At 63.0% G+C, this 20,760-nt stretch carries 19 protein-coding genes; 5 read left to right on the top strand and 14 right to left on the bottom strand.

The window, feature by feature from the left end; translation table 11 throughout:
• Window positions 1-120: 120 nt before the first annotated feature.
• The 3 genes from GTP46_RS24165 (at window position 121) to GTP46_RS24155 (ending at window position 5,355) form a co-directional block, all read left to right on the top strand.
• The gene (locus tag GTP46_RS24165; protein WP_161009181.1) at window positions 121-2,268 is read left to right on the top strand and encodes a diguanylate cyclase domain-containing protein; all 2,148 of its coding nucleotides are present in this window, start codon (window positions 121-123) and stop codon (window positions 2,266-2,268) included.
• Window positions 2,269-2,344: 76 nt separating this feature from the next.
• Window positions 2,345-3,820 carry an ATPase domain-containing protein gene (locus tag GTP46_RS24160; RefSeq protein ID WP_161009180.1) on the top strand — a complete coding sequence of 492 codons (1,476 nt, stop codon included), beginning with the start codon at window positions 2,345-2,347 and terminating at the stop codon, window positions 3,818-3,820.
• Between the two features lie 5 nt (window positions 3,821-3,825).
• Window positions 3,826-5,355, top strand: coding sequence for an ATP-binding response regulator (locus tag GTP46_RS24155; protein ID WP_161009179.1), 1,530 nt, complete (start codon window positions 3,826-3,828; stop codon window positions 5,353-5,355).
• 4 nt (window positions 5,356-5,359) lie between these two features.
• Here the strand turns inward: GTP46_RS24155 and GTP46_RS24150 are convergent, their stop codons facing one another.
• From GTP46_RS24150 to GTP46_RS24120, 7 genes are all read right to left on the bottom strand, one after another.
• Window positions 5,360-7,267: an MFS transporter gene (locus tag GTP46_RS24150; protein ID WP_161009178.1), complete on the bottom strand. Its 1,908-nt coding sequence runs from the start codon at window positions 7,265-7,267 to the stop codon at window positions 5,360-5,362.
• A gap of 61 nt (window positions 7,268-7,328) precedes the next feature.
• Window positions 7,329-8,873: a PepSY-associated TM helix domain-containing protein gene (locus tag GTP46_RS24145; protein WP_161009177.1), complete on the bottom strand. Its 1,545-nt coding sequence runs from the start codon at window positions 8,871-8,873 to the stop codon at window positions 7,329-7,331.
• Window positions 8,870-9,139 carry a hypothetical protein gene (locus GTP46_RS24140; protein WP_161009176.1) on the bottom strand — a complete coding sequence of 90 codons (270 nt, stop codon included), beginning with the start codon at window positions 9,137-9,139 and terminating at the stop codon, window positions 8,870-8,872. The genes GTP46_RS24145 and GTP46_RS24140 overlap by 4 nt, the downstream gene beginning before the upstream one ends.
• Window positions 9,129-9,401 carry a hypothetical protein gene (locus tag GTP46_RS24135; protein ID WP_161009175.1) on the bottom strand — a complete coding sequence of 91 codons (273 nt, stop codon included), beginning with the start codon at window positions 9,399-9,401 and terminating at the stop codon, window positions 9,129-9,131. The genes GTP46_RS24140 and GTP46_RS24135 overlap by 11 nt, the downstream gene beginning before the upstream one ends.
• Complete coding sequence (locus tag GTP46_RS24130) at window positions 9,398-11,542, bottom strand: TonB-dependent receptor (RefSeq protein ID WP_161009174.1); 2,145 nt, start codon at window positions 11,540-11,542, stop codon at window positions 9,398-9,400. Before GTP46_RS24130 ends, GTP46_RS24135 begins: the two co-directional genes overlap by 4 nt.
• Before the next feature lie 86 nt (window positions 11,543-11,628).
• Window positions 11,629-12,906, bottom strand: coding sequence for a sensor histidine kinase (locus GTP46_RS24125; RefSeq protein WP_161009173.1), 1,278 nt, complete (start codon window positions 12,904-12,906; stop codon window positions 11,629-11,631).
• Window positions 12,906-13,544 (bottom strand): response regulator transcription factor, encoded by a 639-nt coding sequence (locus tag GTP46_RS24120; RefSeq protein WP_161009172.1) that lies wholly within the window; start codon window positions 13,542-13,544, stop codon window positions 12,906-12,908. Before GTP46_RS24120 ends, GTP46_RS24125 begins: the two co-directional genes overlap by 1 nt.
• 141 nt (window positions 13,545-13,685) lie before the next feature.
• On the opposite strand from GTP46_RS24120, the gene GTP46_RS24115 reads away from it, so the two are divergent.
• Entirely contained in the window at window positions 13,686-14,315 is a 630-nt protein-coding gene (locus tag GTP46_RS24115; RefSeq protein ID WP_161009171.1) for an energy transducer TonB, read from the top strand.
• A 25-nt stretch (window positions 14,316-14,340) separates the two neighbouring features.
• Here the strand turns inward: GTP46_RS24115 and GTP46_RS24110 are convergent, their stop codons facing one another.
• Together GTP46_RS24110 and GTP46_RS24105 are read right to left on the bottom strand one after the other, a co-directional pair.
• The gene (locus GTP46_RS24110) at window positions 14,341-14,964 is read right to left on the bottom strand and encodes a 4'-phosphopantetheinyl transferase family protein (protein WP_161009170.1); all 624 of its coding nucleotides are present in this window, start codon (window positions 14,962-14,964) and stop codon (window positions 14,341-14,343) included.
• A gap of 53 nt (window positions 14,965-15,017) precedes the next feature.
• Window positions 15,018-15,746, bottom strand: coding sequence for a class I SAM-dependent methyltransferase (locus GTP46_RS24105; protein ID WP_161009169.1), 729 nt, complete (start codon window positions 15,744-15,746; stop codon window positions 15,018-15,020).
• A gap of 66 nt (window positions 15,747-15,812) precedes the next feature.
• On the opposite strand from GTP46_RS24105, the gene GTP46_RS24100 reads away from it, so the two are divergent.
• Window positions 15,813-16,658, top strand: coding sequence for a polysaccharide deacetylase family protein (locus GTP46_RS24100; RefSeq protein WP_371869742.1), 846 nt, complete (start codon window positions 15,813-15,815; stop codon window positions 16,656-16,658).
• Window positions 16,659-16,672: 14 nt separating this feature from the next.
• On the opposite strand, the gene GTP46_RS24095 is transcribed toward GTP46_RS24100, so the two are convergent.
• Genes GTP46_RS24095 through GTP46_RS24075 form a run of 5 tightly spaced genes read right to left on the bottom strand, consistent with a single transcriptional unit; the run spans window position 16,673 to window position 20,756 of the window.
• Window positions 16,673-17,113, bottom strand: coding sequence for an excinuclease ATPase subunit (locus GTP46_RS24095; RefSeq protein ID WP_161009168.1), 441 nt, complete (start codon window positions 17,111-17,113; stop codon window positions 16,673-16,675).
• Window positions 17,114-17,123: 10 nt separating this feature from the next.
• Window positions 17,124-18,356 carry a beta-ketoacyl-ACP synthase gene (locus GTP46_RS24090; protein ID WP_161009167.1) on the bottom strand — a complete coding sequence of 411 codons (1,233 nt, stop codon included), beginning with the start codon at window positions 18,354-18,356 and terminating at the stop codon, window positions 17,124-17,126.
• Window positions 18,353-19,090, bottom strand: a complete 738-nt coding sequence (locus GTP46_RS24085) for a 3-ketoacyl-ACP reductase FabG2 (protein ID WP_161009166.1) — start codon at window positions 19,088-19,090, stop codon at window positions 18,353-18,355. Before GTP46_RS24085 ends, GTP46_RS24090 begins: the two co-directional genes overlap by 4 nt.
• Window positions 19,087-19,566: a hotdog family protein gene (locus GTP46_RS24080; protein WP_161009165.1), complete on the bottom strand. Its 480-nt coding sequence runs from the start codon at window positions 19,564-19,566 to the stop codon at window positions 19,087-19,089. Before GTP46_RS24080 ends, GTP46_RS24085 begins: the two co-directional genes overlap by 4 nt.
• Complete coding sequence (locus tag GTP46_RS24075) at window positions 19,563-20,756, bottom strand: beta-ketoacyl-ACP synthase (RefSeq protein ID WP_161009164.1); 1,194 nt, start codon at window positions 20,754-20,756, stop codon at window positions 19,563-19,565. The genes GTP46_RS24080 and GTP46_RS24075 overlap by 4 nt, the downstream gene beginning before the upstream one ends.
• Window positions 20,757-20,760 lie beyond the last annotated feature (4 nt).

The following is a 20,760-nucleotide window of genomic DNA, read 5'->3' as shown; positions in this document are numbered from 1 at the left end:
GCCCGGCTTAAGCGTGGTTTAAGGCAGCAAAATTGGCCGCAAGGCAGCATTCCGTGGGGTCCGCGATGCTACAATCAATTACTTTCTTTTTGACATCATTCCGGCCCGCCAGTGCAGCCCATGCTCCCGCCGCCTCCCAGCACCCGCCCCCGGCTGATCACCCTGGTGACGGCTGGCGTCAGCGCGACGGTGCTGCTGACCGTGTTGTCGCTGTTAATCCTGGTTGACCATTTCGCCATCAGTTACGCCCGGCACGAGGCCGAGCAGCGCCTGCAGCAGCTATCGTGGCAAATGCGCGATGCACTGAATGGCGTAGTGCGCAAGGCCACCGCCGACGTCCGCCTCCTCAGCGCCCTGCCGCGCGTGCGTGAAGCGCGCAGCCCGGCCGAGGTACGGCAGGTGCTGGAAAGCCTGCAAAAAACCTTCCCCGACTACGCCTGGATCGGCCTGGCCACACCGGAGGGCAAGGTCTATGCCGCCACCCAGGGCGTACAGGAAGACGCAGACGTCAGCGCGCGCGAATGGTTCCAGGCCGGCCGCAGCAAACTGTATGCGGGCGACTATCCGCCAGCCGCCCTGCCCGGCCAAAAACTTCCCTACCACGCCGACCCGTGGCGCTTCGTCGATGCGTCCGGCCCGGTGCTGGGACCGGACGGCGAGTTCCGCGGCGTGATCTGCGTGCGCATGGGCTGGGGCTGGGCGCGGCGCATGGTGCAGACCATCTTCGCGCCGGCCAGCCAGCAGTATTCGGCCGATGTCTTCGTGGTGCGCCGCGACGGCGTCGCCATCCTCGGCCCTCAGGGCATGGAAGAACAAAAGATCAACAGCGAAAGCCTGGCGCTGGCCAGCGGCGGCGGCTTCGGCTCGCTCAAGGAAACCTGGGCCGATGGCCGCGACTACCTCACCGGCTATGCACGCACCGGCACGCCCGGCGATCCGGCCAGCCTGCCGTGGTCTATCCTGGTACGCCAGCCGGAGGCGCTGGCCTTATCCGGTGCGCGTGCGCTGGAGCGCCAGATTCTGCTGCTGGGCGCCATCCTCGGCACGGTGATGGCGCTGGGCGGCGCAGTGGCGGCGCGCCGTCTCACCCGGCCGCTGAATGCCTTGAGCCGCGCCATTGAAGAACGCCTGGCCGCGCCGCGCGACAGCACCACGCCGCCGGACGTGCAGCAGAACGACAGCTATCACGAAGTGCAGGTGCTATCGCGCGCCCTGAACGAAATGCTGCGCAATGAACAATGCCACCTGGACGCGCTGCGCGGCTTGAACGAGAAGCTGGAATCCACGGTGGGCGAGCGCACCCGCGAAATCGCCCGCAAGGCGCTGCAGCTGGAGCGCGCGCTGGGACAAGAGCAAAGCACGCAGCAGCTGCTGCAGGAGCGCGCGGCCGAGCTGCGGGCGATTCTCGACAACGCGCACGACGCTTTCATCGCACTCGATCCGGGCGGCGTGGTGCGCGAGTGGAACCTGCAAGCGGAAAGGCTGCTGGGCTGGAAGCGTTCGGAAGTCATCGGCCAGCCGCTGGCCGCGATGATGCTGCCGCCGCTGCTGCGGCGCGCCTATGAACGCGACATGCGACAGCTGGCCGAGAGCAGCAAGGGCGACGCACCGCTGCTAAGCCGCCGCGTGGAGCTGATGCTGCACAACCGCGCCGGCAAGGAGCTGCCGGTGGAAGTGTCGCTGGCCTATGTACCGCGTAGCAGCGGCCATTTGTTCATCGCCTTCCTGCACGATATCAGCGAGCGCAAATCGCTGTTCGCGTCGATGGAGGCGATGGCGCTGAAGGACACTTTAACCGGCCTGCCGAACCGCCGCGCGCTGATGCAAGCCCTGCCCGAAGCGCTGCAGCGCGCCAACCGCCTGCGCCAGAGCTGCGCCGTGCTGTTCCTCGACCTGGACCGCTTCAAGCAAGTCAACGACCGCTACGGCCATGAGGAAGGCGACGAGCTGCTGCGCCAGTTCGCCGAGCGCGTACGCGGCGCAGTGCGCCGGACCGACACCGTGGGCCGCCTGGCCGGCGACGAATTCGTGGTCATCCTCGAAATGCTGCACAACGACGTCGACGCCCAGGAAGCGGCCGACAAGCTGATACCCGCGCTGCAGCAGCCCTTCGTGCTGAAAACCACCACCGTCTCGCTGAGCGCCAGCATCGGCATCGCCATCCACCACCCGGACGACCCGCAGGATACCGAAACACTGCTGGGCCGCGCCGACCGCGCCATGTACCATCACAAACAACAAGGTATGCAGCGGCGCGCACGCCGTTAAGTTCTCTATCGAACATCCCGTTTTTGCTGCTTCAGGTAGTATTTTCAGACAACGTACCACGTATCGGAATCTCACTATGGAAGAACAAAACAGCGTTACCCGCGATTTTTTATCCACTGGCGTGCCAGGGCTGGATGAAATCCTCGCTGGCGGCTTGACCAGCGACCGGCTTTACCTCGTCGAAGGGGAGCCTGGTACTGGAAAGACCACGCTGGCCTTGCAGTTCCTGACTGAAGGCGCACGGCGCGGCGAGAGCACGCTGTACATCACGCTGGCCGAAACCCGCGTCGAACTGCTCAGCGTAGCGCAGTCGCACGGCTGGGATATGGCAGGCATCCACATCGAGGAAATCATCCCCGATGAAAAAGCGCTCAATCCCGACCAGCAGTACACCATCTTCCACCCATCCGAAATTGAACTCGGCGGCACCACCCAGCGCATCCTGGCGGCGGTTGATCGATATCATCCGCGCCGCGTAGTACTCGACTCGCTATCTGAATTACAGCTGCTGGCCGAAAGCCCGCTGCGCTACCGGCGCCAGGTGCTGGCGCTCAAGCAGTACCTGAGCAGCCGTAAATGCACCACCGTCCTGCTCGACGACCGCACCGCCCTCAGCACCGATCTGCAAGTGCGAAGCGTGGCGCATGCGGTACTCACATTGGAACTGGTCGACCAGGCCTATGGCGCCGAGCGCCGCCGCCTGCGCGTGGTCAAGTACCGCGGCATCGCTTTCCGCGGCGGTACGCACGACTACAAAATTTACAAAGGCGGCCTGCATGTCTATCCGCGCCTGGTGGCCGCCGAATCGCGCGAAAACACCACCCGCAAACAGCTCTCCAGCGGCCTGCCGGCGCTCGACGTGCTGCTGGGAGGCGGCCTTGAAGAAGGAATGAGCACTTTAATTAGCGGGCCGTCCGGCACCGGCAAATCCTCGCTCTCGGCACAGTTCATCCACGCCGCCGTCCAGCGCGGCCAGCGCTGTGCCATGTTCCTGTTCGAGGAAGCACGTAGCAATATGCTGACTCGCTGCAAGGGCCTGGAACTCGATTTGAACGGCGCCGTCGCCAGTGGCCTGCTAACGATCCAACAGGTTGATCCGGCCGAGCTATCTCCCGGCGAGTTTGCGAATGCGGTAATACAGTCCGTAGAACAAGGCGCACGCATGGTCGTCATCGACAGTTTAAACGGCTACCTGAATGCCGTGCCGGATGAGCGCTTCCTCATCATCCACCTGCACGAACTGCTGACTTACCTCGGCCAGCGCGGCGTGGTCAGCATCATCGTCGGCGTGCAGCAGGGCATGGTGGGCGGCGGCATGAACAACGCGATCGATGCCAGCTATCTGGCCGACAACGTCATCATGTTGCGCTACTTCGAGGCTCTTGGCGAAGTACGGCAAGCCATTTCGGTGTTCAAGAAACGCGGTAGTGCGCATGAGCGCACCCTGCGCCGCTTGGAGATCACCAGCAACGGACTGCGCGTCGGACCGGTGCTGAAGGAATTCCACGGCGTGCTGACCGGCGTGCCGACCTACCACGGCGACGGCGGCTGACCACCATGGAATCACGCATCCTGATCTACGCCCCCACCGGACAGGATGCGCCGCTGGCCGCCAAAGTGCTGTCGACGGCCGCCATCGAAAGCCACGTGTGCGCCACCTTACCCGAATTGGCGGAGGAGCTGGAACGCGGCGCCGGCGCCGTGCTGACGGTGGAAGAAGCACTGGCGCCGGGCGGCTTCCAGCTGTTGCAGAGCTGCGTGGCGCGCCAACCCGACTGGTCCGACCTGCCCATCATCCTGCTAACAGGCAGCGGCGCCGATTCGCCCCGGGTGCGGCAGGCCGTGCTAGGACTGGGCAACGTGGCGCTGCTGGAGCGGCCGGTGCGCACGCTGACGCTGATCACCGCGCTGCATGCCACGCTGCGCGCGCGCAGCAAGCAATATCAGGTGCGCGAGGCGGCACGGCGCAAAGACGAATTCCTCGCCAGCCTGGGACATGAGTTACGCAATCCGCTGGCGCCGATCCGCACCTCGGTCTCGCTGCTGACGCATTTGTATCCGCAAGCGGCGCCGGTGGCCCGCATCCGCGACGTGGTGGAGCGCCAGGTACGCCTGCTGACGCGCCTCGTCGACGACTTACTCGATGTGGCCCGCATCACCAGCGGAAAAATCAAACTGCAGCGGCAATTGGTAACGCTGGCATCGGTCATGAGCCATGTCAGTGAATTGTGCCAGCAGGCGTCGGAGGCCAAGCGCATTCACATCGCCTGGCAGCTGCCGCCGCAGGAAGTCATGCTGAATATCGACTACGCGCGCGTGGTGCAGATCTACGCCAACATCTTGTCCAACGCGGTCAAGTTCACGCCTCAGGGCGGCCATGTGGCGGTGAGCGCCGCCGTTGATGACGATGCGCTGCTGGTGACCATCCGCGACGACGGCATCGGCCTGGATACCGACACCATCCCGCGCATCTTCCACATGTTCGAGCAAAGCAAAACCGTCAACGGCCAGTTCTCCAGTGGGCTAGGCATCGGCCTGAGTTTATCGCGCCAGTTCGCAGAAATGCACGGCGGCACCGTCAACGCCGTCAGCGACGGCGTCGGCAAAGGTAGCGAGTTCGTGATCCGCCTGCCGGTGCTGGGCCATGAAAGTGTGCGCGATGCCGTACCGCTGGCGCAGCAGGCCAGCGCCGACGGCCGAAAAATGCGGGTGCTGGTGGTCGACGACAATGCGGATGCCGCCGATTCGCTCACCGCCCTGCTGGATCTGGACGGCTTCGACGCGCACGCTGTGTACGACGGCGTATCGGCGGTGGCGACGGTAGCGCAGCAAGTGCCGGACATGATCATCATGGACCTGGGCATGCCGGGCATGGACGGCTACGAAACGGCACGCGCCATCCGCCGCATCGCCGGCGCTGAACACATCCTGCTGCTGGCACTGACCGGCTGGGGACAAGTCGACGCGCGCAAGCGCACTGTGGAAGCGGGCTTCGACCACCATCTGGTCAAGCCGGTGGAACTGGCGCAAATCGTCCGCCTGGCCGGCGCGCGGCAAAACCGCGACCGGGTGCAGGCGGCGCGCTAGCGGCTTACTTCCAGTCGCCGCGCAGTGCGGCCACGCGCTGTTTCAGGTCGTCCGGCGAAACATCTTGTGGTGCGACCGGTGTGCCCACTGCCAGCGAGAGGCGTGAGCGCAAGCCTTTGCGGAACACGCGTTCAAACACATTCTCCTGGTTGCGGCTCAACAGGTGCCCCCACAGGCCGCGCAGCGCCATCGGAATCACCGGCACTTTGGTGCGTTCGATGATCTTGGCGACGCCGCCCTTGAATTCATTGATATCGCCGGTGCGGGTGAGCTGCCCTTCCGGGAAGATGCATACCAGGTCGCCCTCGTGCAGCGCCTGTGCGATGTCGATGTAAGCTTTCTCCATCAGCCACGGATCTTCCTTGGCCGGTGCAATCGGGATCGCGCGCGCGGTGCGGAAAATCCAGCCAAGCAGCGGCAGCTTGAAGATGCGGTGGTCCATCACAAAGCGGATCGGACGCGGGGACGCGGCGCCGATCACGATGGCGTCCACATACGACACGTGATTACACACCAGCACCGCCGCGCCTTCGGCCGGAATGCGCGCGGCATCGACTACCTGCACGCGGTGGATGGTGTGGATCAACAGCCAGGCGAGGAAGCGCATCAGGAATTCCGGCACCAGCGAGAAGATGTAAATCGCCACCGCAGCATTCAGCAGCGCGGTAACGAGGAACAGCTGCGGAATCGTCAAGCCCTGACCCAGCAGTACAATTGCCAGTCCGGCCGCCGCCACCATGAACAGCGCGTTCAGGATATTCATGCCGGCGATGGTGCGCGAGATGTGGGCCGGATCGCAGCGCAGCTGGATCAGGGCAAACAGCGGCACGATGAAGAAGCCGCCGAACATGCCGATCATCAGCACATCAAACAGGATGCGCCACATGCCATGCTGCGCCAGCAGCGCAAACGCATCGAGATGCACACCCGCCGATGCAGCGGCGGCAGTGCTGCTGAAAGCCAGGCTGGCGAAATACAGGTCGATGCCAAACACCGTCAGGCCGATGGAGCCGAACGGCACCAGGCCGATCTCCACCTTATGCCCCGACAGACGCTCGCACAGCAGCGAGCCGCTGCCCACGCCCAGCGAGAAGACGGTCAACAGCATCACAAACGCGCCATGATCGCCATGCAGGTAATCCTTGGCGTACACCGGGAACTGCGCCAGCACCAGCGCGCCGTAGAACCAGAACCACGAGTTGCCCAGCATGGACAGGAACACCGAGCGATTCTTGCGCGAGAAATTGATATTGCGGATCGATTCGCCGATGAAGTTCCAGCTGATTTTCAGCTCAGGCGCTGGCGCCGGCGACAACGGAATGCGATATGCCGTGACCAGCCCCATCGCCGCCACGCAAACCGTGGCAGCAGCTTCCAGCAGCAGGCCATGCGGCTGCTGTACCACCAGCACCGCGCCCAGCAACTCGCCCATCAGGATGCCGACGAAAGTACCCATCTCGGTCACACCATTGCCGCCGATGAGTTCTTCCGGCTTCAGTTGCTGCGGCAGATAGGCATATTTAACAGGTCCGAACAGCGTCGAGTGCACGCCCATGCCCACCACGGCGGCGATCAGCAGCCACAAATGATGTGTGACCCAGCCGATACCCGCCACGCACATGATGCCCAGTTCCAGCCACTTGACGAAGCGCGTCAATGAAGACTTCTCGAACTTGTCGGCCAACTGGCCGGCGGTAGCGGAGAACAGCACGTACGGCAGGATGAACAAGCCAGGTATCAAATTGGTGACCACCGACGGCGACAACGTGGTCCAGCTCAGCGCATCAAAAGTAATGATGACCACCAGCGCGGTCTTGAACAAATTATCGTTAAACGCGCCGAGGAACTGGGTCCAGAAAAACGGCGCGAAGCGGCGTTGCTTCAGCAGGGCAAACTGATTGGGCTGGCTCATGTCAGGCGGTTCCGTTCAATGTGAAGTTTCCGGAAAGATTGAACGGATTATAACCGCATGATTACGCCGCCTGTTGTATCTCTCCCTGTACCGGTACGACCTTGCGCAAGGACCAGACACTGTGCGGGTCACCGTGTTGGCCGCGTGCCAGTACAGCGCGGGACATGCGCCAGTACATTGTGGAGAACAGCACTGATACAGCGGCCACGCCGGCCACTACGCCGTCGCCTTGCAGCAGCGCCAGCAGCGGGTTAACGCCGGTGCTCCACCAGTGCGCCAGCGGCACGGCCAGCGTCAGCACGGAACACAGTTTGAGCAGCTCGTGCGCGCCACGCGCCGGTGGACGGGCGAAGGCCCACAGCACGCAGCCGAAGAACACGGCGTAATAGCTGCGCGACTCCCACAACGGTAGCTGCCCTGCCGGTCCCAGTTTATTCGCCAGGAACACCGCCGCCACGCCGGCCACGCAACCAAGGCACACACCCAGCGTGGCTTGCGCCATCAGTTTTCCGCTGCGCGGCTGCACCAGCTTGTGGCGCTTGCGGCGCGCTTCAATCCACAGCAAGTTCCCGCTGTAGAACAGGAAGGCACCCGCCATGCCCAGCACGAAATACATCCACTGCACCGCCGCCGCACCGAAACTGCCGAAATGCAGCGTCTGCAAACTGCGCATGAAGCGCGTTCCGGGGCTGTAATTATCCGGCGTCACCACGCGTTCCACTTTGCCGCTGCTGGCATTCAGCACCACCGCGCTGACGCTGGAAACGGTCTTCTGGTGCGCATGGCCATAGGCTTGCAGTTGCGCGTTGGCGTCGCCCGCCTTGTGGTAGACCATGGTCTCGACCTCCATGCCGGGAGCTGCTCGCTGCACCTCAGCGAGCAGCTGCGCGGCCGGCGCCAGCGGCGCGCTAACGCCTGCTAGCTTGGGCGGCACGGCGGCGCTGATATCCTGCCCCACCAACTGCAGCAGCTTGCCGTCGAAGACCAGGTACTGGAACGGCGCCAGCAAAATGACGCCCAGCGCCAGCACCGCGCTGCTCCACGCATACATCAAGTGGAACGGTAGTGACAGTATGCCAATAGCGTTGTGCGCATCCTGCCACATGCGCTTGATGTTCTTCCCGATCCGCAGCGCGAACAAGTCCTTGAAGAAGTTGGGCGCGTAGATAATTACGCCGCTGGCCAGCGCCAGCCCGTAAAGCACACACACCACGCCCAGCACGTAAATGCCCCAGCTGCGCGGCAGGCCCGCCGTGTAGTGCAGGCGGTAGATGAAATCCACCAGTTGCGAAGGCTCCTGGAATTCTTCTACCTTACCGTTGGCGTCGAAACGGAAATGACGCTCGTCGAATTCCAGCACCATGTCCGGCAGGCGCAGGTAGAACACATCCTTGGCCTTGGGATGCGCCAGCAGCACCGCATCGATCAGCACCTGCGGATCGCGCTGCGGTGCAGCCACCTTGGCCGGCGGCGTTTCCCAAGCGTGCAGCTCTTCATGGAACAACGTCACCGATCCCGCATAGAAAGCGATGAACAAGGCAAAGCCGGCCACCAGCCCCACCCACGTATGCACTGAAATAAAAGTGCGCAAAGTAGAAGACTTCATGCGGCGATCCTTAGCAGGCCACTGGCCTTGAGAAAATGCAGGGCAGTGAAACCGATCACGGTAGCGCCGCCCATCCACAGCCACGCGCGCAAGCCGGTCTTGAACAAGAAGGCGCCGGTCATGGTGGCTATCCAGACCAGAAAGAACAGCAGTAGCCAAGGCAAGGTAGTACTGGCCTGGTCGCGGCTGAGCAGTGCCGCAAAGCCGACGATCAGCACCGCCAGCGGCAAGCCGAGAATCGCGGCAGCAGTCGATTTACCGAGCATGCGGACCTCCCTTCCGGCGCCACGCGTCCAGATACGGCAGCGACACCAGTGCCATCATGAAGCCGGCCAGCGCGATGCACACACCGCACCACGCGCCGTAGGTCTCCACCGCGCTGGCCACGGAGCCCACCAGCAGCGGCACCGACAGCCAGCGCAGGAAAGCCTGCCGCCGCAGCGCCGCCTTCCACAACGTCTGGTGCGGCGACGCCAGGTAGAGGCACAAGGCCGCTAGCGCGGCGACACCGGTGCAGATCCAGTTCATATCGAACCTTGTACGCCAAAGCCGAACTGGCGTGCATTCCCCAGCACCACGTTGTAGCGGCCCGTGACCGAATCCAGATGATTGGCCGTGATGTAGGTGCGGTTGGTCAGGTTGCTGCCATACGCGAACAGCGTGACGCCGTTGGGCAGCGTGTAAGTCGTCTTGCCACCCAGCGTGGTGTGACCGTCGTTACGCTGGATGTTGTCGGAGCGGGTGTAGGTGCCGCCCGAGTGCTGCAAATTCATATTCACCATCCAGCGTCCCGGTGTCCAGCTGAAGCCCACCGACTGCGACTCGCGCGGCGAACGCGCAAACTGCTTGCCGGTGAAATCCTCGGTTGGCGTAACGAAGTTAATGAACTTGGTGCGCGCAATGCCGACTGCACCGAACAGCTCCAGCTGCGGCGTCACACGGCCGCGCAGCTCACCTTCCAGTCCTTGCAAGCGCGAACTGCCGGCATTGACCAGATACGTGTCCAGCGTATTCTTGCCAATATCGACCTGCTGGTCGGTCCAGTTCACGCGGTAGGCATTCACCGACACCATCAAGCCATTCTGCATCGCGCCTTTCAGCGACAGCTCGTAGTTCTTGGTGTACTCAGGACCGTAAGCGTGCGAACCGCGCTGGTAGCTGTAATCGACGCCGCCGGTGCGGTAGCCACGCTGCGCGGTCAAGCCAGCCACCCACTCCGGCGCCAGTGCATAGCGCACGCCCAGCTTGGGCAGCCACACCGAGTTATCCGTGTTCAGATTCTGCGGACCATCCGGCGCAAAATAGCCAGCGCTGATCAGCTGCCCGAAGATTTGCCGCGCCAGCGGCGAAGTACCGTCAGTCTTCGAATCCGGAATGCGGCTCTGGCGCTCGCCGTCGAAACGCATGCCGGCGGTGACCGTCAGCTTATCGACCACATAATCGAACTCGCCGTAGGCAGCGCGCGTCTTGCTGGCGTTGTTCTGCATCTGGCGGCGGCTGATGAAGTCCGAACCATACGCCGCATCGCACGCGGCCTGCACCGCGCACTGGCCGATCAACCCCAGTACATAGGATACCGGCACGATGAAGGTGTCATCACCGTTGTAGTACTGCTGCGAGTAGTACAAGCCCGCCACGCCTTTCAGCTTATGGCCGAACAACTGCGTATCGAAGTTGGCGCGCGCTTCCTGCTGCCATTGGCGGTCGATATTCTCGCCGACGCGGTAGCCCTGCTTCAGCTCCGTGCCATCGTAATCCTGCGTGCGGTTGTAGCGATTGTGCGAGTAGGTGGACAGCAGCGTGATGTCCGCGCCCAACGCGCGGAAGGTCTGCTCCAGCGCGGCCGACCGCGTGTGGTTCTCCGTGAAGCTCGCCTCATTGGCCAGATTCTGGCGCGCCGCTGCCGGCACCTTCACTGCCTCCACCGTGCTGTAGCCCGACTGCTGTTTGTCGTCCACCAGCGTCACCAGCGCCTGATAGTTATCGCCCCACGGCGTGACGCGCAGCTTGGCGCGCAGCGTGTGACCGTCATCGTGATTGGCGCGCTTGTCATCGCGGGTGGGGTTGTAGACATCACCATCGCGCTTGCGCTGCTCGAACGAGATGCGGCCCGCCAGCACCTGCTCGACGATAGCGCCGCCGCCGGCCAGCGCCACGCGGTGCGCATTCTGGTTGCCCGCGCTGACGCGGTAATTGAAGTCCGGCGTATCGGACGGATCGCGCGTCTTCAGCACCACCGCACCGGCCAGCGAATTGCGGCCCTGGTTGGTGGACTGCGGACCGCGCAGCACTTCAACGCGATCGGCATCCCATACACTGAGATTCGTGATGTCCTGCCCGAAGCCGTCCTGCGGCACGCCGTCCACCACCAGCGTGATGGTCTTGCCGCCGCCACCGGTCGGGCCGTAAGCCTGCACGCCGCGGATCGACAGGTTCTCGGCGGTGCCGACGTTGGCCATCTGCGCCACCACCTCGTCCAGCGAGGTGACGCCCGATTCGGCGATCTGGCGGCGGTTGCGCGCACCAACGCTGGCGCTGCTGTCGATTTCCGTGCGCTTGAGCTTATCGCCGGTGATGACCACCTGCTCGATCGGCTCCGCCTCTTCCGCATGCACCGCCCACGCCGCCATCACTCCAGCCAGCGCCACCACCATTACTTTGATCCGCATTTCCCTGTTTCCCTTGCTTTATTGAATGAGAATTATTCACAAACAATAATACCAAATGAGAATCGTTTACATTCACAAGGAGAATTTTATCGAATTGGCATTGCAATGTTGATACGCGTGCCTGCCGCCAAGCCGGTATCAACGCTGATTCGGCCATTGGCCGCATAGACCCGCTCGCGCATGCCGACCAGCCCGATGCCGCTGGAAGCCTGCGCCGTATCGTAGCCGATGCCATTGTCGGCAATCTGCATCCGCAGCTCGCCCTCTTCCAGCGACAAACTGACCGTGGCCTGCGTGGCGCGCGCATGCTTGACGATGTTGGACAAAGCCTCTTGCACGATCCGGTACGCGGAGATAGCAATCGAGCTTTCCATGCGAGAGAAGTCCCCGCGGGCCTGCAAATTGAAGCGGCAACCACTGCGAGCGTTGTCGTAATGGCGTAGCATCTCCTCCACCGCCCCTTCCAGCCCCAGCATATCCAGCACTTCCGGCCGCAAACGGCGCACCAGCGCCCGTCCGCTGTTGTACAAACCCAGCGTCAATTTGATGATGGATTGCGCCTTGTCGCGTACCTCGCCGTCCGGACTGAGGTCGGCAATGCGCTGCGCCTCCAGCCGCGCGGCGATCAGCGTAGCGTTCAACTCATCATGGATTTCCAGCGCAATGCTTTGACGTTCATCCTCCACCGCCGTGTTGACCTTGCCGATCAGACGGCGCTTCTCGGCATCGGCCTCGCGCAGCGCCCGCATCGACGCCTGCAGCGACGCATCCAGCCCCTTGGCCAGTTGCCACGCCAGCAGCACGCAAGCCAGCAAGCCCAGGCTGGCCACCAGCAGCTCAACATAAAAGCGGCGCGTCTGCTTGAGCAGCAGTGCCGACGGCGACATGGTTACCCGCACAAAGCCCATCGTCTCCACCGTCACACCACTGGCGCCGGCTGGCCGGTCCTTCTGGTAAGGCTTGCCATCCGGTCCCAGCATGGCGACCCACATCAGGCGCTTGAGCACCGGCGCTTCGTAGTAGCGCGCTTCCGGCTCGCCGGAGGAACGGGCCGCAGCATGCACCAGCTCGCGCCTTTGCGCGTCCAGCACATCGATGCGGTAAATGCTCGGGTCGGCACGCAGCAAGCCGTTGATGGTCAGCTTCAAATCATCGTAGCGATGCGAGACCAGGCTGAACTCACTGCTATCGGCCAGCACCTTGGCCACCAGCGGGCCGCGCTCGGCCATCTCCTCGTGCACCTCCGACAGGCGCGACTGGTAGGCGTACCAGACAAAGCTGCAAAACAGATAGGCCAATGGAATCGCGGTCATGGCCATCAGCCGCGTCCGCACACTCCAATTGCGCCACACCTGCCAGCGCATCAGGGCTCAATCAGGCCGTGCTTGACCGCCAGCTTGGTGATGTAGGCGGGACGATGCACGCCCAGCTTCTCCTTCACCGCCTGGCTGATATTGCTGATGGTCTTGGTGGAGACATCCAGCTTCTCGGCGATCTCGGCGTTAGTCAGGCCTTCCGCCATCAGTGTGAAAATTTCCAGCGCGCGCTCGTCCAGCTGCGACTGCGGCGACGCATCGCCGCGCACCGACAAGTTGGCCAACCGCTCAGCGATATGCGGCAGGAAGTACAGCTCACCCTGATGTGCGCGCCGCACCGCAGCGGCCAGATCAGCAGGATCGCAATCCTTGGTCATGAAGGCGCGGCCGCCAAGGCGGTAAGTTTCCTTGATCAGGCTATCCTGGTCGAACTGGCTCAGGAACACGATGGCGGCGGACGGCGCTCGTGCCAGGATTTGCTTGGCCACATCCAGCCCGGTCAGCTGCTCGCCAAAGCGGATGTCGAGCACGATGACATCTGGCTTAATTTGCTGGTACTGCGCCAGCGCCTCTTCCGGTGTGCGCGCCTGCGTCACCACTTCCAGTCCCTGCCCTTCCAGCGACATGGCAAAGCCGGTCATCACGATCGGATGGTCATCCGCCAACATTACGCGTATTTTCTTCATTTGCTACCTTTAAGTGCATTGCATTGCTCGATGGTGGAAGCATAACACACCATGATCGCGCAAAAAACGCTTTGTTTTTACTATGTCATAGAATAATATACTTCCAATACATAGCAAATTTCTCACCACAAAGGAGTAGCCATGAATCAAAAGAAGAACCTGACTGGTATGGCGACGGTAGTCTTGCTGCACGTGGTGCTGCTGGCCGCCTTCCTGCATGGATCGAAGCTGACCGTGTTCCACTCGGCGCCGCCGGTTATCGACCTGGTGCCCAATCTGGATCCGCCCAAGCCCAAGACGCGCGATCTGCAAGTGGACGAACCGACCTTATCGCCGCCCACACGTATCGTCGTTCCGGAGCCACCAACCGATATCCCCATCGAGAAGAGCACCATCACCGGCACCACGGAGCGGCCACCGGAACAGCCGCCAACGGTGGTGACGCATGATGGCGGCGGAGTCAAAGTGGCGCCGTCCAAGGCTGCGCCGGCCGTGGTGGCGGCAGTCGTGGACGCCAGCGCCTGCACCAAACCAGACTACCCCAAGACCTCCCTGCGCAACGGCGACACCGGCACTGTCATGCTGGCCCTGCTGATCGGCACCGACGGCAAAGTGGCCGACTCGCGCATCGAGCGCACCAGCGGCTTCCGTGACCTCGACCGCGCCGCCCAAGCCGGCCTGAGCCTGTGCAAATTCAAGCCGGGCACGGTGGACGGCGTGGCCCAGCAGTCCTGGACCCGCATGCAATACGTCTGGAGTTTGAACGACTGAAAAAAAGCCGGCTAAGCCGGCTTTTTTACATTGAGAGCGTCACCACTTCGATTAGCGGCGGCTTTTCCAGCGGTTTGTCGGTGCACAGCACCATCGACAATTCCGCATGCGGCAGTACCAGGCAATGGCCGCCGCCGCTGATACCCAGCTTGAAGCGGGCTTCCTTCTCGCTCCATAAACGGTAGAAGCCTTCGACACGCTCATCGCCCGGCAAGCCTTGCAGGCGCTCCCACTGCGACATCTCGACGCTATCGAAAGCCTGGGCGGCCAACGCATTCAGGTCACGCGTACCATCCTTCATTTCAATGTCCAGTCCCAGCGCGGTTTGCGCACTGACCGCGCACGCCACCCAGCGGCCGCTGTGGGCAATGCTGAAACCGGGCTGCACGCCCTTCATCACCGGCGCGGCCAGGCGCGGCGCCTTGCCGACCTGCTCTTCCAGCCGGATCTCCTGCGGCGTCACGCCGAGCAAGCGGCCCAGCGCCATGCGCAGCAGCACCCGGCCGGCCACGAACTGGCGCTGCCGCTGCGCGCGCACGAAGCGCTGGTGACGCGCCATCTCACCCGGCGAGAGCCAGCCGCGCAAGCGCTGCAGCTCGGCGTCGGTGACCGCGTCCGCATCCACCATCCAGAAAGAAGCCTTCGTCATTGTGAGAACAATTGCCCTAAGCCAAAAGGGCATTATAAACGAGGCTAGCCCCCTCAGGCCGCTGGTTTAATCGCCACCAGATTGATCAGCGTTTCTTCCCGCACGGCGGGCGGCTTGATGCGCAGGACGGTTTCCAGCACGCCCAGGTCTTCCCGGCTCCACCAAAGGAAGGGATAGGAGACCGCACTGTCCGGCACCGCAAAGCCGGCCGCACGTACCATCGCCAGGTATTCCGGCGCGGTCTTTTGCACGTCCATCGGATGGCGGAACAGCAAGCGGATAATCCAGGAGTGGATGTAGCGCTTGGTCGATTCGGCAAACAGCAGCACGCCGCCCGGCTTCAGCACGCGAAAGAATTCCTGGATGGCGGCATCCTGGTCGATCAGGTGGTGGAAGGTCTGGTGGCAAAACAGCATATCCACCGAGTTGTCCGGCAGCGCAATACTCGAACTGGAGCAGCAGATGAATTCCGCCTTCACGCCATGCGCCGCCACTTCCTTGGCCGACTCCTGCAGCATCTCCGGATCGATATCCATGCCGATCAGGCGCTGCGGCGCAAAGCGCTGGTGCAGCTTGGGCAGCGAGCGGCCGTAGCCGCAGCCAACGTCGACCACCACCGCGAACGAGCGGCGTTCTGCCGGCATCAGGCGCTGCAAATCGGTCAGTGCGCGCTCCAGCACGTGCACGGTCCAGGTTTGCGTGCGCAGGAACCATTTGCCGAATTCCGTTTCCGGCACATGCGGTTCGCCTGGCGGCTGGGTGAGATCGAGGTCGGCGCTCATAGGTTCTTCTTCATAAATTAAATTCACGTACAATATCGGACCCGTTTTTATTGATTGATTGAGTCCGTGATAGCAATTCGTTCACGTTTACTGCTGGCCGCCCTCTCGCTCACGCTGTTCTGCGCTGCTGCGATGGCGCAGACTGCCCGGGCGCCGGTGCGCTTCCTGCTGACCTTCGACGACGGTCCGGCAGCGGCTGTCAACGACAACCCCACCGTCCACATCCTCGAAGTGCTGGCGCAGAAACATATCAAGGCCGTATTCTTCACCCAGACTCGCGCCTGGCACGGCGGCGGCACCGACATGGGCCGCTGGCTGATACGGCGCGAATTCAGCGAAGGCCATGTCATCGGCCTGCATTCGGCCACCACCTTCCACTCCAATCACCGCTTCATGAGCCGTGAGCAGCTGGACCAGACCATGCAGCTTGGCATAGCCGACCTGCAGGCCGAAACCGGCGTCGTGCCTAAACTCGTGCGCCCGCCATTCTGGGCCTACGACGCCGACACACTGGCCTCGTATCACGCACACGGCTTGCAGATGCTGCTGACCGACCTGAATGCCAACGACGGCAAAATCTACGGCATCAACTTCAGCTGGCACAAGCGCTCCAACATGCTCAAGCATCTGGCCGAAACCCGCGAGCGCTGGGCCGCTGGCCACATGCCGGCAGTGGATGGCTACACGCCGGTGGTCGTCACCTTCCACGACGTGAATCCCTACACTTCGCGCCACATCGAAGAATATATCGACATCCTGCTCGACGTGGCCCGCGAGCTGGAAGTGCCGCTGGCAGCACAGCCCTTCTACGACAATCACGATGAAGCGGAGCGCGCCGCCCTGGCCGCGACCATCAGCAGCCCAGAGGCCAAGCCCAGGTTACCGGGCTTGTGGAACTGGCTCTGGCAATAAACTGAAACGCCGGCTTACTGGGCGATCTTGACGAAGTCGCCCTTCAGCGCCACGCCGGCCATGAGGGCGCCGTCGGCGCATTCAAACTCGGTGGCGCTGGCCATTTCCACGTTGTTGAAATTGCTGACGATGTTGACCACCGCATTCGCACCCAGATCGTGCGCGCGATTTTGCAGCGCCAACATGGCCGACAGGAACACCCAGTTGCAAGCCTTCTCGGCGGACTTGCCGAAGCCGTTGGTGCGCTGGCTGGTCTTATCGCTGGCGATCTGGGTCAGCACTGTCGGCGTGGGCTGGCCGGCAAAATAAAACTTCACCGAATCACCAAGGCGCTTCTCGGCGTCGTTCGCAGACATTGCGCCGGCGATCGGAAGTTTCAGCATGGTGTCGGCCGCCTGCGCGGAGAACGACGTCGAAACAGCCAGCAGTACTGCGACAGAAATCATTTTCTTCATGGTGGTTTTCCTATTTGACGTAGCGTTTAAAAATAAGCGAGGTGTTGATGCCGCCGAAGGCGAAATTGTTCGACATGATGTAGTCGCAATCCAGCTTCCGGCCCACACCGGCGATGTAGTCTAGCGGAGCGCACTCCGGATCGACTTGTTCCAGATTAATGGTAGGCGCGAACCAGCCCTCACGCATCATCTCAATACTGATCCAGGCTTCCAGCGCGCCGCACGCGCCCAGCGTGTGGCCCATATAGCTTTTCAGCGAACTGATAGGCGTCTTGTCGCCGAATATCGCCAGCGTCGCCTGCGATTCGGCCACGTCGCCTTGCGCCGTGCCGGTGCCGTGGGCGTTGATGTAGCCGATGTCGGACGGTTGCAAGCCGGCGTCCTGCAAGGAAAGTTGCATCGCCTTTTGCATGGTGGTGGCGTTTGGCTGCGTGACGTGGCAGCCGTCGCTGTTGGTGCCGAAGCCCACCAGCTCCGCATGGATGGTGGCGCCGCGCGCTACCGCATGTTCTAAATCTTCGAGGATCAGGCAACCGGCGCCCTCGCCGATCACCAAGCCATCACGGCCGCCGTCGAATGGACGCGGCGTGGTGCCGCCAGCATCGTTGCGAGTGCTGGTCGCGAACAGCGTATCAAACACCGCCGCTTCAGTCGCGCACAATTCTTCCGCGCCGCCAGCCACCATGGCCAGCTGCTTGCCGCTCTTGATCGCTTCGTACGCGTAGCCGATGCCCTGGCTGCCGGAAGTACAGGCGCTGGAGGTGGTGATCACACGGCCGGTAATGCCGAAGAAAACACCGATATTCACCGGCGCCGTATGCGCCATCATCTTGATGTAAGTGGTGGCGTTAATGCCCTTGGTGGTGCGCTCTTCCATCATGCGGCCAAAGTCGCCGATGGCGCTAGGCGTACCGGCCGAGGAACCGAACGACACACCAAGGTCACCACTGGATAGCAGCGGATGCTCAAGCAGGCCGGCATCGGCCAGCGCCAGTTCGCTGGCGCGTGTAGCCATCAGCGCCACGCGGCCCATGCTGCGGATCGCCTTGCGGTTGTAGCGTTCCGTCAGTTCAAACGGTGCAGCCGGTGCGCCGAGGCGCGTGTTGAGACCTTCGTAGTCTTCCCAGTCCGCCATGCGCACCACGGCGTTGCGGTATTGGCCAAGACGTTCGCGGATGGTGTTCCAATCATTGCCGATCGGGCTGATGCCGGCCATGCCGGTCACTGCGACGCGGCGGCTCATGCCAGACCGCCGTTGACGGAGATGACCTGGCGCGTGATGTAGCCCGCGTCCTCGCCGACCAGGAAGCTGACCGCAGCGGCCACTTCTTCCGGCTTGCCGACCCGGCGCGCCGGGATCATCTTCAGCGCTTCGTCCATCGGTACGTCCTCGATCATATCGGTCTCAATCAGGCCGGGCGCCACACAATTGACGGTGATGGCGCGCTTGGCCAATTCCAGCGCCAGCGCCTTGGTGGCGCCGATGATGCCCGCCTTGGCGGCGCTGTAGTTCACCTGCCCACGGTTGCCGATCAAGCCCGAGACGGAAGCCAGCGTCACAATGCGCCCCGGCTTGCGGCGCTGAACCAGCGGCATGATCAGCGGATTAAGCACGTTGTAGAAGCCATCCAGATTCGTTTGCAGCACGATATCCCAGTCCTCACCGGACATGGCGGGGAAAGCGTTATCGCGCGCCACGCCGGCGTTGCACACCACGCCGTAGTAGCAGCCATGTTCGGCGATATCCGCTTCCAGCGCAGCGGCAGTGGCGGCGCGGTCGCTGATATCGAACTGCAGCACGCGCGCGGCCCGGCCCATGGCGATCACTTCCTGCGCCACCGCATCGGCTTCCGCACGCTGGCTACGGCAATGCAATACCACGTCATAGCCGTCGCGCGCGAGACGCAGCGCGATTGCCTTGCCGATACCGCGCGACGATCCCGTCACCAGCACGCTCATGGATTTATTCTGACTCATCCTACGTTTCCATCTTTGAGAAATTGATTGACATTGGGCGGCTGGAACACCGTCACCGTAGCTGTAGCAACACTGGCCACACTGGCCACACCGGCCGGGCCATCCACGATATCGATGCGGCACTCGAACGCACCGAGACCGTTATCGCCTTGCAGCACGCGCTGCACATGCACGCGCAGCACGCTCCCCAGCGGGAACTCCGGCACGCTCACTTCATATTTGCGGGAGCCAAGCAGGAAGCCGACCTTGACTTCCTCGTCCCGTTGCAGCGCCACCCAGCCGGCATGCGCCGCCACTGCCTGCGCCATGTATTCGATGCCGACCCACGCGCCGACACCGGTCGGTCCGGCCAGCACGCTGCCTTCATGGATGCGCACCTCGGCGCACAGCTGCTCGGCATCGACGCTGAGGGCGCGGTCGAGCAACACCATCTGGCCGGAGTGCGGCACCAGTTTGCGGATATCGGGCAGCGTCATGCATCCCTCCCCAGCACCAGCGCGGCGTTCGAACCGCCGAAAGCAAACGAGGTGCTCAGGATGCGCCGCAGCGGCCGTCCCAGCGTCGAACCAGTCGGCGCCAGGTTCAGTGCCGGCAGCGCAGGATCGGCCTCGCCGTCCCACAAGTGCGGCGGCAGTTTGCCATCCGCGTTATCGTCCTGCATGGCCAACCAGCACAGCGCCGCTTCGATCGCGGCGGCCGCGCCCAGCGTGTGACCGGTGAACGGCTTGGTCGAACTGACCGGCACTTCCATGCCGAACAAGCGCGCAATCACCTGCGACTCCATCGCATCGTTCTGCGGCGTGGCCGTGCCGTGCATATTGATGTAATCGATCTGCGACGGCGTCACGCCGGCGCGCTGCAAGGCTTGCGTCATCGCCAGCTCGGCGCCCACGCCGGCCGGATCGGGCGCCGACATGTGATGGCCGTCCGACGACTCGCCCCAGCCCATCAACCGCACCGGCGACGGACCGTCCGCGTCTGCGCTCATCAGGAACAGCGCCGCGCCCTCGCCGATATTGATGCCCTTGCGGTTGGCGCTCATCGGATTGCAACGCGCGGCGCTCACCGACTCCAGCGCCGCGAAACCGGCTACCGTGAACGCACACAGCGAATCAGCGCCGCCGGTCAGGACCGCATCGCATAGTCCCATGCGGATCAGGCGCGCCGCACTGGCCAGCGCCTTGGCGCTGGACGAGCAGGCGCTCGAATGCACATAGGCCGGACCGCCGATGCCCAGTTCACGCGCCAGCATGTCGGCCGGCGAGCCCATTTCCTGCACGCCGTAGTGAAAATCCTGCGGCAAGCCGCCGCCGTTGGTGACACAGTCCAGCGCCCGTTCGGCCTCGCCGATGCCGGAGGTGCTGGTGCCGATCACCACGCCGACGCGATCCGCGCCATAACGCGCCACCGCCGCCTCTACTGCCGGCCGTATTTGTGCCAGCGCCGCCAGCGCCAATGCGTTGTTGCGGCTACGCTGGTGCAGCGGAAGATGGTCCACCCATGGCAGTGCGCCCTGCGCTTCGCCCAGCGGTAGCTCGCGGCCGGCCGACCAGCGCGTGGTTGGCGCCACGCCCGATTGGCCGGCGTACAGGCGCGCCTTCACCTGCTCATGGCCTTCGCCGAGAGCACAGATGATGCCGCACGCGTTCAAATAAAAATTCTGCATTCCT

The organism is Duganella flavida (assembly GCF_009857445.1).
Classification (GTDB): Bacteria; Pseudomonadota; Gammaproteobacteria; order Burkholderiales; family Burkholderiaceae_D; genus Rugamonas; species Rugamonas flavida.
This window is presented reverse-complemented; position numbering and strand designations above follow the sequence as displayed.

Excerpts from the sequence above, each read along its gene's own strand:
- GTP46_RS24160 (WP_161009180.1), top strand. The coding sequence starts at position 2,345 with ATGGAAGAACAAAACAGCGTTACCCGCGATTTTTTATCCACTGGCGTG.
- GTP46_RS24155 (WP_161009179.1), top strand. The coding sequence starts at position 3,826 with ATGGAATCACGCATCCTGATCTACGCCCCCACCGGACAGGATGCGCCG.
- GTP46_RS24120 (WP_161009172.1), bottom strand. The coding sequence starts at position 13,544 with ATGAAGAAAATACGCGTAATGTTGGCGGATGACCATCCGATCGTGATG.
- GTP46_RS24140 (WP_161009176.1), bottom strand. The coding sequence starts at position 9,139 with ATGCTCGGTAAATCGACTGCTGCCGCGATTCTCGGCTTGCCGCTGGCG.
- GTP46_RS24130 (WP_161009174.1), bottom strand. The coding sequence starts at position 11,542 with ATGCGGATCAAAGTAATGGTGGTGGCGCTGGCTGGAGTGATGGCGGCG.
- GTP46_RS24080 (WP_161009165.1), bottom strand. The coding sequence starts at position 19,566 with ATGACGCTGCCCGATATCCGCAAACTGGTGCCGCACTCCGGCCAGATG.
- GTP46_RS24135 (WP_161009175.1), bottom strand. The coding sequence starts at position 9,401 with ATGAACTGGATCTGCACCGGTGTCGCCGCGCTAGCGGCCTTGTGCCTC.
- GTP46_RS24075 (WP_161009164.1), bottom strand. The coding sequence starts at position 20,756 with ATGCAGAATTTTTATTTGAACGCGTGCGGCATCATCTGTGCTCTCGGC.
- GTP46_RS24085 (WP_161009166.1), bottom strand. The coding sequence starts at position 19,090 with ATGAGTCAGAATAAATCCATGAGCGTGCTGGTGACGGGATCGTCGCGC.
- GTP46_RS24145 (WP_161009177.1), bottom strand. The coding sequence starts at position 8,873 with ATGAAGTCTTCTACTTTGCGCACTTTTATTTCAGTGCATACGTGGGTG.
- GTP46_RS24105 (WP_161009169.1), bottom strand. The coding sequence starts at position 15,746 with ATGAGCGCCGACCTCGATCTCACCCAGCCGCCAGGCGAACCGCATGTG.
- GTP46_RS24095 (WP_161009168.1), bottom strand. The coding sequence starts at position 17,113 with ATGAAGAAAATGATTTCTGTCGCAGTACTGCTGGCTGTTTCGACGTCG.
- GTP46_RS24110 (WP_161009170.1), bottom strand. The coding sequence starts at position 14,964 with ATGACGAAGGCTTCTTTCTGGATGGTGGATGCGGACGCGGTCACCGAC.
- GTP46_RS24165 (WP_161009181.1), top strand. The coding sequence starts at position 121 with ATGCTCCCGCCGCCTCCCAGCACCCGCCCCCGGCTGATCACCCTGGTG.
- GTP46_RS24125 (WP_161009173.1), bottom strand. The coding sequence starts at position 12,906 with ATGCGCTGGCAGGTGTGGCGCAATTGGAGTGTGCGGACGCGGCTGATG.
- GTP46_RS24150 (WP_161009178.1), bottom strand. The coding sequence starts at position 7,267 with ATGAGCCAGCCCAATCAGTTTGCCCTGCTGAAGCAACGCCGCTTCGCG.
- GTP46_RS24090 (WP_161009167.1), bottom strand. The coding sequence starts at position 18,356 with ATGAGCCGCCGCGTCGCAGTGACCGGCATGGCCGGCATCAGCCCGATC.
- GTP46_RS24115 (WP_161009171.1), top strand. The coding sequence starts at position 13,686 with ATGAATCAAAAGAAGAACCTGACTGGTATGGCGACGGTAGTCTTGCTG.